The following is a 13,408-nucleotide window of genomic DNA, read 5'->3' on the forward strand; positions in this document are numbered from 1 at the left end:
CACCGCGCGGGTCCTACGGATCAGCTCGCGGCGCGCAGGAGCTCGACCACCTGGAACGCCATCTCCAGCGACTGCTGGTGGTTCAGGCGCGGGTCGACGAGCGTCTCGTAACGGCGCGCCAGGCCCTCGTCGTCGATCTCCTCGGTGCCGCCGAGCACCTCGGTGACGTCGTCGCCGGTGAGCTCGATGTGCAGCCCACCCGGGACGGTGCCCAGGGCGCGGTGCACCTCGAAGAAGCCGGCCACCTCGTCCATGACGTCGGAGAAGCGGCGTGTCTTGTACCCGGACGCCGACGTGATCCCGTTGCCGTGCATCGGGTCGCACACCCACGTGACGGGCCGGCCGTCGGCGGTCACCTTCTCGACGAGAGCGGGCAGCAGGTCGCGGACCTTCCCGGCGCCCATGCGGGTGATGAAGGTGATGCGTCCGGCCTCGCCGCTCGGGTTGAGCTTGTCGATCAGCGCGAGCGCGTCGTCGCCGGTGGTCGTCGGGCCGAGCTTGATGCCCAGCGGGTTCTGCACGCGCGAGAAGTAGTCGACGTGCGCGCCGTCGAGCTGGCGTGTCCGCTCACCGATCCAGACGAGGTGCCCGGAGCAGTCGTACGGCAGCCCGGTCCGCGAGTCGATACGGGTCAGCGGGCGCTCGTAGTCGAGCAGCAGTCCCTCGTGGCTGGCGAAGAACTCGACCGTGCGCAGGGCGTCGAAGTCGGCGCCGCAGGCGGCCATGAAGCGGATGGCCCGGTCGATCTCGGCGGCGATCTCCTCGTAGCGCGAGTACGCCGGGTTCGCGATGAAGCCGCGGTTCCACTCGTGCACCCGCAGCAGCGACGCGAAGCCGCCGGTGGTGAACGCGCGGATCAGGTTCAGCGTCGACGAGGACGTGTGGTACGCCTCGAGCAACCGCTGCGGGTCCGGGGTGCGGGCCTCGGGCGTGAACTCGAAGCCGTTGATGATGTCGCCGCGGAACGCCGGCAGCGTGACGCCGTCGCGGGTCTCGCTGTCCGACGAGCGGGGCTTGGCGTACTGCCCGGCCATGCGGCCCATCTTGATGACGGGCAGGCTCGCGCCGTACGTGAGGACGACCGCCATCTGCAGGATCGTCTTGATCTTGTTGCGGATGTTGTCGGCCGTGGCCTCGTCGAACGTCTCCGCGCAGTCGCCGCCCTGCAGCAGGAACGCCTCCCCGCGGCCGGCCGCGGCCAGCTGCGAGCGCAGCGCGTCGGCCTCGCCGGCGAACACGAGCGGCGGGACGGTGGCCAGCTTGGCGGTGACCTTGGCGAGCGCGTCCGCGTCGGGCCAGTGGGGCTGCTGGACCGGGGACATCGACCGCCAGGCGTCGAGCCCGGCGACGACCTGCGGGTCCGGCTCGACCGTCATGAGTGGCTCGCCGGCACGAGATCCTGGCCGATGTCGGACAGCAGCGCGCCGAACCAGGGCTGGGTCACGTCGAACGCCTTGCCACCGGCGATGCGCGGGAACTCGATGGCGCGCAGCACGTCGCCCTGCTCCTCGTCGTGACCGATGACGCCGGACTCGCCCCGCAGCGCGCACTCGACGGCCAGGTCCGTCATGGACTTGATGAGCCGCAGGTCCTCGGCGTTCGCGGCCGCGGCGCGCGAGTAGTAGCCGGACTTCTGCACCATGACCTTCTCGGCGCCCAGCTTCTCCGCGAACTGCTTGGCGAACCACTGACCGGGGTTGATCGTGTCGAGGCGCACGTGCCCGAACGCGTCGCGCAGGACCTCCTGGCCCGACGACTCGAGCTGGTCGACGATCTCGTGCATGCCCGCACCCTCGGACAGGAAGATGTTGACGTTCCCCTGCGTGTCCATGACCTGCTTGAGGCGCGCGGCCTCGGCGTCGATGTCGAGCGCGAGCTCGGGCAGGAACACGGCGTGGATGTCCCAGCGCTCGCGCGTCAGGCCGATGCCCGGCACCCACTCCTGCGCGTCGAGCCACGTGCGGTAGTCCGCCGCCGCGGCGGCCGTGAGCCACCCGCAGTGCCGGCCCATGACCTCGTGCACGATGAGCATGCGCGGGCCGGAGCGGTGCTCGCCGATGATGTTCACGGCGAACCCGGCGGCCTCCTCGGCGGCGGTCCACGCGCCCAGCGACTGCTTGATGGGCACGACGTCGTTGTCGATCGTCTTGGGCAGGCCGACGACCGTCAGCTCGTAGCCGTTGTCGTGCAGGTAGGCGGCGAGGTCCGCGGCCGTCGTGTTGGTGTCGTCGCCACCGATCGTGTGCAGCACGTCCACGCCGTCCGCCTTGAGCCGCTCGGCGGCCACTTGCAGCGGGTCCTCACCCTCCTGGACGAGGCCGCGCTTGACGCAGTCCGCCGCGTTGGTGAGCTTCACGCGTGAGTTGCCGATGGGCGAGCCGCCGAACTTGTGCAGGATGCCGGCCTTGGCGCGCACCTCGTCGTCGATGACGATCTTGTCGCCCCGCAGCAGCCCGTAGTAACCGTGCTCGTAGGCGATGATCTCGATGTCGGGAGCGATCTCCGTGTAGCGCTCGATGAGCCCGCCGACGGCGGACGACAGGCACGGAGCGAAGCCACCTGCGGTGAGGAGGGCGACGCGACGAACCGACATGAGACACACCTCTCGTTGAAACCTTCGGCGCAGCTCCCTGTGGGGCGCGCCAGGACGACGCCCACCGGGCGCACGGTCGGTTCGAGACCGACCGGGTCATCCTACTGACCTTCGGACTCACCCTCCGGCGGGACCGGAACCTGGACGTCCGGGACCGGGCGGCCACCCGGAGCGGCCGGCAGGTGGTCGACAGCGTCGCCCGCGACAGCCGGGTGGCCGGTCGCGATGCGGGCCTTCTGAGTCGCCGCGTAGACGTCGACATACTCCTGGCCGGACAGCGCCATGATCGCGTACATGATCTCGTCGGTGACCGAGCGCAGGATGAACCGGTCGTTCTCCATGCCCTGGTAGCGGCTGAAGTCGAGCGGTTCGCCGATGACCATGCCGATGCGCATGACCTTCGGGATCCGGCGTCCCGGCGGCTGGGCGACGTCGGTGTCCACCATCGCGACGGGGACGACGGGGGCGCCCGACTCGAGCGCCAGGCGGGCGATACCGGTCTTGCCGCGGTAGAGCCGACCGTCGGGGCTGCGGGTGCCCTCGGGGTAGATGCCGAACAGGTCGCCGTCGCTGAGGCGCCGCAGACCGGTGCGCAGGGCGGCCTCGCTCGCCTTGCCACCACCACGGTCCACGGGGATGGTGCCGACGCCTCGCATGAACCCCGCGGTCAGCCGGCCCTTGACGCCCGAGCCGGTGAAGTACTCCTGCTTTCCGATGAAGACGAGCTCACGGTCGAGCACGAGGGGCAGGAAGAAGGAGTCGATGACGGCGAGGTGGTTGCTCGCGAGGATCGCGCCACCCTCCTCGGGCACGTTCTCGGCACCGCGCACCCACGGCCGGTAGATCAGGTGCAGCAGCGGACCGACGAACACCCGCTTCATCAACCAGTAGAACAACGGTTCACCTCTCGACCCCGACCCACGGACTGTGCGCCACCCAAGCCCGAGCTCGCCGTGCCACGCCGACCGCTCGGCACGACTCTAGAGTGCTCTCATGGCACCTCGCCCCGACGACCCCGACGACGGCGTCCCGCCGCAGGGCGCGGACGTGCCCGACGGCGGCGATCCGCCGTCGGACGAGGACGTCTGGCAGGGCATCGTCGCGCAGCTCGGCGACCTCGACGGCTTCGACGAGAAGACGGCCGCCGGACCCGACGCGCCGGCGGCGCTCGACTTCCCCGTGGCGCCGTGGGTGCCCGACGCCCGCGTGGTACGCCCCGCACCCGACCTGTCCGGACGTGACTGGGAGGGCTCCGCCCAGTTCGACGACGCCGAGGCGACCGTCGACGCCGAGGAGCACTTCGTCCCGCCGGACCCCGGGCCCGTGCTGGGCGGCGACCCGCTGCTCACCATGGCGTGGATCGCCGCGGTCGGCATGCCGCTCTTCCTGCTGATCGTGGTCATCTTCTGGCCGACCGCCCCGGCTGCGCTGATCCAGGCGGCCGCGGTCGTGTTCGTGCTCGGCGTCGGCGTGCTGCTCTGGCGCATGCCGAACCGCCGTGACCCCGGCGACGACGGCACGGGCGCCGTCGTCTGACCGGCGCGCCGGCCACCACGGTCCGTGCGGGCGACCCGTGCGTCGCAGGTCAGACCCGCGCAAGGTCCGCGGCACCGACCATGCCGGCGTCGTTGCCCATCGAAGCCACTACCAAGGCGGCCTCAGGACGGTGACCGCGCGCCGAGAGCTGCTCGGCGAAACCACGGCGCGCCGAAGCGAGCAGGAGGTCGCCTGCGGCCGCCACACCGCCGCCGACGACGATCAGGCCCGGGTCGAGCAGGGCCGTCGCGGACGCAGCGCCCTCGCCGACCCACCGGCCGAGCTCCGCGAGCAGCTCGACGGCGAGCGGGTCGCCCTCCCGGGCAGCCTGGGTGACCTGCGGGCCGGTGAGCCGGTCGACGTCGCCGCCGGCGAGCTCGAGCAGCCGGGTGGCGCGGTCGGGCTGGACGATGACGGCAGCCTGGGCGTCCCGGACGAGGGCGCTCCCGGAGGCGTACTGCTCCCAGCAGCCCTCGTGACCGCACCCGCAGTAGTGGCCCCCGGGCACGACGCGCATGTGACCGATCTCCGCCGCCACGCCCCAGGCGCCGCGCACGAGCTTGCCGTCGGTCACGATCGCGCCGCCGAGACCGGTGCCGACGGTGAGCATCAGCATGTCGTCGACGTCGCGACCCGCCCCGAAGCGGAACTCGGCCCAGCCCGCGGCGTTCGCGTCGTTCTCGACGACGATCCGCACGTCCTCCTGCAGGAGCGCTGCCACACGCTCGCGCAGCGGATAGTCCCGCCACGCGATGTTCGGCGCGAAGAGCACGGAGGAGCGGTCCGCCGACACGAACCCGGCCGCCGCCAGACCCATGGCCGTGACCTCGTAGGACTGGCTGAGCTCGGCGTAGACGTCGGCGATGGCCTTGTCGATGCCCGCAGCGTCGTCGGGAGAGGTGTCGCGTCGGGTCTGCGCGAGGATCGCGCCGTCCTCGTCGACGACACCCGCCGCGATCTTCGTCCCGCCGATGTCCACACCGATGGCGTGCATGGTTCCGTGTGCTCCTACGCGCTCGTGCTCTGCTTGCGACCGTCCGGTGCGGTCCCCCACGCTAGCCGCCTGCCGAGGGTGGCGTGCACACGTCCGACCGTCGTCCGCGACGGCGACGCGAGCGTACCGAACCTGCCCGGAGGGGACCCTCGCGTCCCGTATCCTCGTCGCACCCTTCGCCACTGTCACTGGAGCCAGCATGGACGAGTTCCGAACTCCCCTGCGTCTCGAGGTCGACCCCTCGAACAATCTCAACGACCTGCTCGCCGAGCGCGTCACCGGTACCCCGGACCGCGTCGTCGTCGAGCACAAGACGCAGCCGGGGGGTCCGTGGATCCCGTTGACGGCGACGGAGTTCGACGCCGAGATCGTCGCGGTGGCCAAGGGTCTGGTCGCGCGTGGCGTCGAGCCGGGTGACCGCGTCGGGATCATGTCGCACACCCGCTACGAGTGGTCCCTCCTGGACTGGGCCGTCTGGGCGATCGGCGCCATCCCGGTGCCTCTCTACGAGACGTCCTCCGCCGAGCAGGTGCTGTGGATCCTGACGGACGCCGACGTCTCGCTCCTCGTGGTCGAGAGCGCCGCGCACGCCGCCACCGTCGAGGAGGTCCGCGCCGACGCGCCGACCCTGCGCGAGGTGCTCCAGCTCGACGACGGCGCGATCGAGACGATCCTGTCCGGCGCCGACTCCGTCTCCGACGAGGAGATCGCCCGCCGCCGTGGCCTGGCCGTCCTGTCCGACGTCGCGACCGTCATCTACACGTCCGGCACCACGGGCCGGCCCAAGGGTGTCGAGCTCACGCACGCCAACTTCTACGAGCTGACGGTGAACACCGTCGCCGACCTGTACGAGGTCGTCGGCGAGCCCGGCGCGCGCACCCTGCTGTTCATGCCGCTGGCGCACGTGTTCGCGCGGTTCATCGAGGTGCTCTGCATCCCCGCCGGCGCGGTCCTCGGCCACACACCGGACACCAGCACCCTGATCGAGGACCTCGGGTCGTTCCGGCCGACGTTCATCCTCGCCGTGCCGCGCGTGTTCGAGAAGGTCTACAACTCGGCCGAGCAGAAGGCCGCGGCAGGCGGCAGGAGCGCGATCTTCCAGCGCGCCGCGAAGACGTCCATCGTGTACTCGCGGGCCCTCGACACGCCCCACGGCCCGAGCCTGTGGCTCAAGGTCCAGCACAAGGTGGCCGACGTCCTGGTGCTCAAGCGCCTGCGCGCGGCCCTCGGCGGGAGCGCCCGGTACGCGATCTCGGGCGGCGCACCGCTCGGCGAGCGCCTCGGCCACTTCTACCGCGGTCTGGGGCTGAACGTCCTGGAGGGCTACGGCCTGACCGAGACCACCGCGCCCGCCACCGTGAACCGTCCGGGCAAGGGCACGAAGATCGGCACCGTCGGCATCCCGATGCCCGGCACGTCGGTCCGGATCGCCGACGACGGCGAGATCGAGATCAAGGGCATCCCCGTCTTCCGCGGCTACCACGCGAACGACGCGGCCACGCAGGAGTCGCTGGTCGACGGCTGGTTCCGCACGGGTGACCTGGGCTCGCTCGACGACGAGGGCTACCTGCAGATCACCGGGCGCAAGAAGGAGATCATCGTGACGGCGGGCGGCAAGAACGTCGCCCCCGCCGTGCTCGAGGACAGGCTGCGGGCCCACCCCCTCATCAGCCAGGTGGTAGTGGTGGGCGACCAGCGCCCGTTCATCGGCGCGCTGGTGACGCTCGACCCCGAAGGGGTCCCCGGCTGGCTCATCGCCCACGGCAAGCCCGAGATGAGCCTCGAGGACGCGGCCAAGGACACCGACGTGCTGGCGTCGCTCGATCTCGCCGTCGAGAAGGCCAACAAGGCGGTGTCGCGCGCCGAGTCGATCCGCAAGTACCGGATCCTGGGCGAGGACCTGACGATCGCCAACGGCTACCTGACCCCGAAGCTCAGCATCCGGCGCACCCAGGTGCTCAAGGACTTCGCCGGCGAGGTGGACGCCCTCTACGGGGGCGACTGAGCTCAGATCCCCTGCACCATCCGCAGCGGCGGCACCAGCCCCGAGGCGGCGAGCACCTCGATCGCCCGTCGCTCGTCCGCGTCGAGCTCCGCCGGAGACCGCGTGCGGACCGGGATGGTCAAGAACGTGACGACGCAGTCCGCGCACGCGGCGCCGCGCTCGGTGCAGGTGTCGCAGTCGATGATCATGCGGCGGACGCTAGCGACGACCACCGACAGCCGGTCTCAGAGGCGTTGGATCCGCTCGACGAGCGTGCTGGACGGCACCACCCAGGCGCCGGCCGCCTCGACGTCCCGGACGATCTCCTGGTCGCTGGTCACCACGACCAGGACACGCCCGGGCGGTTCGGCGTGCACGAGCCGGCGGATCAGGTCGTCGGCGATCTCCCCGACCGCGAAGAGCACCCGGACGCCGCGCGCCTTGCCGCCCGTCGCGCCCTGACCCTCCTGCCCGTCGAAGCAGACGGTGACCTCGGCGCCGGTGCGCGCGGCAACTCCCGTGAGCCCGTCGACGAGGCGGCGCCGCTGCTCGGCGAGCGTCAGGTCGCCGAAGCCGGTCTTCGACACGTTGTAGCCGTCGACGAGCAGATGGGCCCACGGCTGACGGAGCAGCTCGTCGAGGAGGGCCGGGTCGTCGACGGACCGCCCCCGCGACCCGGGACGCGGCGCCGACCGGTCCGCCCCGACGGGCCCCTGTCCCACGAGGTCGGCCGGCATCGCCGCCGCCGGCGGCAGTGCCAGCTCGGTGCGCAGGCCGCTCGCGGCGTCGACGATCGTGTCCAGCAGCAACCGGACGCGCGCGTCAGCGAGCTTGCGGGCGGCGTGCAGCTCGGCGCGCGCGGCGGTGCGGTCCGCCGCGGACGCGCGTCGTTCGTCGAGCGCCGAACGCAGGTCGTCGGCAGCAGCAGACCGCGCCAGCGCGGCGGCCTCCAGCTCGGCCCTGGCCGCGTCGGTCGCCCGGCGGCCTTCGCTGCGCGCTCGGTCGGCGTCCGACCGGAGCCGACGCAGCTCGCGTTGCAGACCCCCGAGCTCCTCTCGTGCGCCGCGGGCGTCGTCCGTCGCCGTCGCGAGGTCGGCGCGCAGACGCTCGGCGTCAGCCTGGGCTCGCGCGAGGCTCGCTCGCAGCTGAGCGGCGTCGTCGTCGCGCACGACGGCCTCCGACGGCACCAGTCGCCGCCAGCTCGCACCCAGCAGCCAGGCGCCGGCCGCGGCCTGCGCCGACGGGGTCGGGTCCCCGTCGACGACGAGCGCGGCCAGCTCGGGGTTCGTCTGCGCCCACACGCGGGCGACGCCGCTGCGGAAGCCGTCGTCCTGCTGCAACGCCGTCCAGAACGGGCCCGCGCCCGCCGACGCCCGACGCCGCGGCGCGAAGCGGCTCACGGCGCGCAACGACGACGGGACCTCGACGGCCTCGAACCCGCCGAGCGCCTCCGAGGCCACCTGGACGAGCACCGCCCGCACCGACGACGGGACGTCGGACCGGTCGTCGGGCGCGCTCGACGCGTCCTCAAGATCGGTGCCCGCCATCCCAGCACCCTAGGCGTCGGCCCGTGCGCCGGTGCGGCGCGGGGTCCGTGTCGGTGACGGTGGGTAGCGTCCGCCCCATGTCGTCCGTCCGCCGTCTGCGCCCCGTGTGGGCCGACGCGACCCCGGCTCCCGGCGCGACGCCTCACCAGCCCACCCTGGAGGACCTCGGCACTCCGCTGTCGGACGTCACGTTCGTCGTCGTGGACCTCGAGACCACGGGCGGGACCCCTGCGGACTGCGCGATCACGGAGATCGGTGCGGTCAAGGTGCGGGGAGGCGAGGTGCTCGGTGAGTTCCAGACCCTGGTCGACCCTGGCGGCCCCGTGCCGGCGTTCATCCAGGTGCTCACGGGCATCACCACCACGATGCTGATCGGCGCACCACCGATCGAGGAGGTGCTGCCGAGCTTCCTGGAGTTCTCCCGCGGCGCCGTCCTGGTGGCCCACAACGCGCCGTTCGACATCGGCTTCCTCAAGGCGGCCGCCGCGCGCACCGGGCACGCCTGGCCGGGCAACAGGGTGCTGGACACCGTGCGGCTCGCGCGCCGGGTGGTCACCCGCGACGAGGCGCCGAACCACAAGCTGTCGTCGCTGGCCACCCTGTTCCACGCGACCGTGACACCCAACCACCGGGCTCTGTCCGACGCCCAGGCCACGGTCGACGTGCTGCACGCGCTGCTCGGCCGGCTGGCCCCGCTCGGCATCACCCACCTCGAGGACCTCGCCACTGCGACCGACCCGGTCCCGCAGGACGTCCGCCGCAAGCGCACGCTGGCCGACGGCCTGCCGGACTCCCCCGGCGTCTACCTGTTCCGTGGACCGGGCGAGGAGGTGCTCTACGTCGGCACGTCCACCACGTCCCTGCGGCAACGCGTGCGCAGCTACTTCACCTCTGCGGAGAAGCGCGGCCGGATGATCGAGATGGTCCGGGTGGCCCACCGCGTGGACCCGATCCCGTGCGCCACCGCGCTGGAGGCCCGCGTGCGCGAGCTGCGCCTGATCGCTGCGCACTCCCCGCGCTACAACCGGCGGTCCCGCTTCCCCGAGCGCATGCCGTGGGTACGGCTGACGTCCGAGCCCCATCCGCGGCTGTCCGTCGTGCGCGAGGTCAAGGCTGAGGACGGCGCCGCGTACATCGGCCCGTTCTCGTCGGGCGCGACCGCGCAGCTCGCCCTCGAGGCGCTGCACGAGTCGTTCCCGATCCGGCAGTGCACCCGGCGCCTGCCGCTGGTCGCCCCCGCGGGCGCGTCGGCGTGCGTCCTGGCGGACATGGGCCGGTGCAGCGCGCCGTGCGTCCGGGAGGCGCCCGACTACCCGGCGGTCGTCGACGCCGTCCGGGAGGCGATGCTCGCCGACGCCGACCCGGTGGTCGGTGCGCACGCGGACCGCATCGACGCGCTGGTCGAGCAGGAGCGCTTCGAGGAGGCGGCCACGGTGCGGGACCGCCTGGGCGCGTTCATCCGGGGCGCCACCCGGGCCCAGCGGTTCGCGCCCCTGTCGGCGTGCTCCGAGCTCGTGGCGGCGCGCCGGACGGACGACGGCGGCTGGGAGCTCGTCCTCGTGCGGTACGGCCGGCTCGCCGGAACCGCACGCGTCGACCGCAGCACGGACCCGCGGCCCGCGATCGCGACCCTCCAGTCGTCGGGCGAGCACGTCGAGGCACCCGTGGCGCCCGCGCCCGCCGCGCACCCCGAGGAGACCGACCTGGTGCTCACGTGGCTGGACCAGCCCGGTGTCCGGCTCGTCGCCATCGCCGGCACGTGGGCCCACCCGGTGCGCTCGGCGCAGCGCCTGCGCGACCCCGCCGCGGCCGTCGCCACCGTCCTGCGACCACGCCCGGTCGACGCCCTCGTGGTGCACCCGGCCGAGGCGCTCGGCGACCGCCCGCCGAGGGTGCTGACCGGCGAGCTGGACGACGCCGACGCGCAGGTCCTGCCCACCGGCGTCCGACGCCCGCGCACGGCATGATGTCGAGCATGCTCACCGCCATCGTGCTCATCGACTCGGACGCCGCACGGATCCCGGAGGTCGCCGCCGCGATCGCCGAGCTCACGGGCGTCAGCGAGGTCTACTCCGTCACCGGCGAGGTCGACCTCATCGCCATGGTCCGCGTCCGCGAGCACGACGACCTCGCCGACGTCATCGCCGACAAGATCAGCAAGGTTGACGGCGTCCTGCGCACGCAGACCTACATCGCGTTCCGGACGTACAGCCAGCACGACCTGGAACAGGCGTTCGCCCTAGGGCTGGAGGACTGAGCCGGAGCGCACGCGCAGGCCGACCAACAAGCATGCGGACTGATCAGCGCGCGCTGGCCGCCCGCCAGCGCGTCAGCACGTCGGCCGCCCGTCCGCTGTCCAGCGCCTCGCGCGCGTGCCCGGCCCCGGCGGCCAGCCGCTCGAGCAACGACCCGGACGACACCCCCGGCAGCGTCCCGTCCGCGACCAGCGCCGCGGCGGTGTTGAGCACGACGGTCTCGCGCACGGGCCCAGGCTCACCGGCGAGCAGCCGCCGCGCCACGTCGGCGTTGTAGTCGGCCTTGGCGCCGCGCAACGACTCGAGCTGGATCCGGGCGACATCCAGGTCGGCCCAGTCGACGAGGGACTCCTGGACGTCGCCGTCCCGGACCTCCCAGATGCGCGTGGGCCCGGTCGGCGCGATCTCGTCGAGACCGTCCTCGCCCCGGAAGACCAGCGCGCTCGCTCCGCGGCCGGCGAGCACACCGGCCATGAGCGGCGCCATGCGGGCGTCGGCCACGCCGATCGCGCCGGAGCGCGGCTGCGCCGGGTTGGTCAGCGGGCCGAGGAAGTTGAACGCGGTGCCGATGCCCAGCTCGCTGCGCGCCGGAGCCGTGTGGCGGAACGAGGGGTGGAACACCTGCGCGAAGCAGAAGGTGATGCCGACCTCGGTCGCCAGCTCGGCGACGCGGGCGGGCGCGTGGTCGAGGCGGATGCCGAGCTCCTCGAGCACGTCGGCCGACCCGGAGGAGGACGAGGCGGCGCGGTTGCCGTGCTTGACCACGGTCAGTCCGGCACCGGCCACGACGAGCGCGGACATCGTGGAGATGTTGACGGTGTGGGAGCGGTCGCCGCCGGTCCCGACGATGTCGATGGTGCGGCCCGGGACGGTGATCCGTACGGCGTGCTCGAGCATCGTGTCGGCGAGCCCGGTGAGCTCGGTGACAGTCTCACCCTTGGTCTTCAGCGCGATGAGGAACGCCGCGACCTTCGGGGTCGACGCCTCGCCGCTCATGATCTCGCCCATCGCCCAGGCGGTCTGTTCGGCGGAGAGGTCCTGCCGACTGACGAGCGTGGCGAACAGGTCCGACCAGGTCGGCGCGACGGTCATCGGGCGACGGCCCGGGCCTCGATGAGAGCGGCCACGGCGGCGTGCAGCTCGATCGGGTCGAGCGGCCGGCTGACCACGGCCTCGGCGTTCGACCAGGACGCGAGCCACGCGTCCTGCGGCCGGCCGGTGAGCACGAGCACGGGCGGGCAGAGGTAGATCTCGTCCTTGAGCTGGCGTGCCAGGCCCAGGCCACCGACCTTGTCGGCCTCGCCGTCGAGGACGAGCAGGTCCAGCCCACCCGCCTCGACGCGGGTGATCACGGCGGCAGCGGTGGCGACCTCGACCCACTCGATGTCCGGTGCACCCCGGCGCAGACGCCGGCCGACGGCCAGCCGTACCTGCTCGCGCGCGTCCACGTCGTCGCTGTACAGCAGGATCCGCGGTGCCGACAGGGCGGCGGCGTTCTCGGGCTGGCCCGTGCTCATGGAGGTCCTCACTCATCGTCGACGTGCGTCGGGGGGAATCTTGGCACGGGTCGCGGCAGGTCGGTGAGGAGCAACACGATCTCGCCGCACGGACGCATAGCACGAGCGTCGCGACGCGCCGTTCCGCGCGACCGCCCCGAAGAGCCTCGCCCGCCGGTTCGAGCGTCGCGACGACACGCGGCTGCCGCATGATCGTGCGGCCGTCCGGCGCCGATCCGGCCCCCGACGTGCGCGGATCCTGACGGTGTGACATTTACCCGTCGACGCCCCGCCGTTCCAATGACCCACGAAGGGGCGGGTTCCGCCATAATGGCCAACGTGTCGACCGCAACGGCTGCCCCCCGCACCAGCCCCCACGTGAGCGTGAACCGCCCGAACCCCGTGTCGGTCGGAACGATCGTGTGGCTGGCCAGCGAGCTCATGTTCTTCGCCGGGCTCTTCGCGATGTACTTCACGTTGCGGTCCGCGGCTCCCGACGAGTGGGCGTACTGGACCTCCCACCTCAACGTCACGTTCGCCGCGTGCAACACCACCGTGCTGGTGCTGTCGTCGGTGACCTGCCAGGCGGGCGTGTTCGCCGCCGAGCGGTTCCAGCCGATCCGCAGCGGCTCGTTGTTCAACATGCGCCGCTGGGGCATGAACGAGTGGATGACCATGACCTACGTCATGGGCGCGATCTTCGTCGCCGGGCAGATCTACGAGTACGCCAGCCTCGTGCGCGAGGGCCTGACCATCTCGTCCAGCCCGTACGGCTCGGTCTTCTACCTGACCACCGGGTTCCACGGTCTGCACGTGCTCGGCGGCCTCATCGCCTTCATCTTCCTGCTCGGCCGCTCGTTCAGCGCCAAGCGGTTCGGGCACCACGAGGCGACGACTGGCATCGTGGTCTCGTACTACTGGCACTTCGTCGATGTGGTCTGGATCGCGCTGTTCGCCATGATCTACCTGCTCAAGTAGCAGTCGGCGGGCGTCGTCGCCCGCC

General features: G+C 72.2%; 13 protein-coding genes. 5 read left to right on the forward strand and 8 right to left on the reverse strand.

Annotated elements, in window-relative coordinates:
* Positions 1 to 20: 20 nt before the first annotated feature.
* From ACPPVS_RS10610 to ACPPVS_RS10620, 3 genes are all read right to left on the reverse strand, one after another.
* On the reverse strand, positions 21 to 1,376 hold the full coding sequence (locus tag ACPPVS_RS10610; protein ID WP_426592234.1) for a class II 3-deoxy-7-phosphoheptulonate synthase: 1,356 nt from the start codon (positions 1,374 to 1,376) through the stop codon (positions 21 to 23).
* Entirely contained in the window at positions 1,373 to 2,593 is a 1,221-nt protein-coding gene (locus ACPPVS_RS10615) for a pyrophosphate--fructose-6-phosphate 1-phosphotransferase (RefSeq protein ID WP_426592235.1), read from the reverse strand. Before ACPPVS_RS10615 ends, ACPPVS_RS10610 begins: the two co-directional genes overlap by 4 nt.
* Positions 2,594 to 2,694: 101 nt before the next feature.
* Positions 2,695 to 3,489, reverse strand: coding sequence for a lysophospholipid acyltransferase family protein (locus ACPPVS_RS10620; RefSeq protein ID WP_426592236.1), 795 nt, complete (start codon positions 3,487 to 3,489; stop codon positions 2,695 to 2,697).
* Positions 3,490 to 3,586: 97 nt separating this feature from the next.
* Between ACPPVS_RS10620 and ACPPVS_RS10625 the strand changes: the two genes are divergently transcribed.
* Positions 3,587 to 4,129: a hypothetical protein gene (locus ACPPVS_RS10625; protein ID WP_426592237.1), complete on the forward strand. Its 543-nt coding sequence runs from the start codon at positions 3,587 to 3,589 to the stop codon at positions 4,127 to 4,129.
* A gap of 49 nt (positions 4,130 to 4,178) precedes the next feature.
* Here the strand turns inward: ACPPVS_RS10625 and ACPPVS_RS10630 are convergent, their stop codons facing one another.
* Positions 4,179 to 5,123 carry an ROK family glucokinase gene (locus ACPPVS_RS10630; RefSeq protein ID WP_426592238.1) on the reverse strand — a complete coding sequence of 315 codons (945 nt, stop codon included), beginning with the start codon at positions 5,121 to 5,123 and terminating at the stop codon, positions 4,179 to 4,181.
* Positions 5,124 to 5,322: 199 nt separating this feature from the next.
* Between ACPPVS_RS10630 and ACPPVS_RS10635 the strand changes: the two genes are divergently transcribed.
* Positions 5,323 to 7,128, forward strand: a complete 1,806-nt coding sequence (locus ACPPVS_RS10635; protein ID WP_426592239.1) for an AMP-dependent synthetase/ligase — start codon at positions 5,323 to 5,325, stop codon at positions 7,126 to 7,128.
* 2 nt (positions 7,129 to 7,130) lie between these two features.
* Here the strand turns inward: ACPPVS_RS10635 and ACPPVS_RS10640 are convergent, their stop codons facing one another.
* On the reverse strand, positions 7,131 to 7,316 hold the full coding sequence (locus tag ACPPVS_RS10640) for a hypothetical protein (RefSeq protein WP_426592240.1): 186 nt from the start codon (positions 7,314 to 7,316) through the stop codon (positions 7,131 to 7,133).
* A gap of 36 nt (positions 7,317 to 7,352) precedes the next feature.
* Complete coding sequence (locus ACPPVS_RS10645; RefSeq protein WP_426592241.1) at positions 7,353 to 8,654, reverse strand: NYN domain-containing protein; 1,302 nt, start codon at positions 8,652 to 8,654, stop codon at positions 7,353 to 7,355.
* Between the two features lie 77 nt (positions 8,655 to 8,731).
* Between ACPPVS_RS10645 and ACPPVS_RS10650 the strand changes: the two genes are divergently transcribed.
* Both ACPPVS_RS10650 and ACPPVS_RS10655 read left to right on the forward strand, forming a co-directional pair.
* Positions 8,732 to 10,621: a DEDD exonuclease domain-containing protein gene (locus ACPPVS_RS10650; protein WP_426592242.1), complete on the forward strand. Its 1,890-nt coding sequence runs from the start codon at positions 8,732 to 8,734 to the stop codon at positions 10,619 to 10,621.
* A gap of 8 nt (positions 10,622 to 10,629) precedes the next feature.
* Positions 10,630 to 10,911, forward strand: coding sequence for an Lrp/AsnC family transcriptional regulator (locus ACPPVS_RS10655; protein WP_426592243.1), 282 nt, complete (start codon positions 10,630 to 10,632; stop codon positions 10,909 to 10,911).
* Between the two features lie 43 nt (positions 10,912 to 10,954).
* Here the strand turns inward: ACPPVS_RS10655 and trpD are convergent, their stop codons facing one another.
* Together trpD and ACPPVS_RS10665 are read right to left on the reverse strand one after the other, a co-directional pair.
* The gene (gene trpD / locus ACPPVS_RS10660) at positions 10,955 to 12,001 is read right to left on the reverse strand and encodes an anthranilate phosphoribosyltransferase (protein ID WP_426592244.1); all 1,047 of its coding nucleotides are present in this window, start codon (positions 11,999 to 12,001) and stop codon (positions 10,955 to 10,957) included.
* Entirely contained in the window at positions 11,998 to 12,426 is a 429-nt protein-coding gene (locus tag ACPPVS_RS10665) for a hypothetical protein (protein WP_426592245.1), read from the reverse strand. The genes trpD and ACPPVS_RS10665 overlap by 4 nt, the downstream gene beginning before the upstream one ends.
* Positions 12,427 to 12,735: 309 nt before the next feature.
* Between ACPPVS_RS10665 and ACPPVS_RS10670 the strand changes: the two genes are divergently transcribed.
* Positions 12,736 to 13,383, forward strand: a complete 648-nt coding sequence (locus ACPPVS_RS10670) for a cytochrome c oxidase subunit 3 (RefSeq protein ID WP_426592246.1) — start codon at positions 12,736 to 12,738, stop codon at positions 13,381 to 13,383.
* Positions 13,384 to 13,408: the final 25 nt, after the last annotated feature.

The sequence above is a fragment of the Cellulomonas sp. McL0617 genome (genome assembly GCF_049994875.1).
Lineage (GTDB): Bacteria > Actinomycetota > Actinomycetes > Actinomycetales > Cellulomonadaceae > Cellulomonas.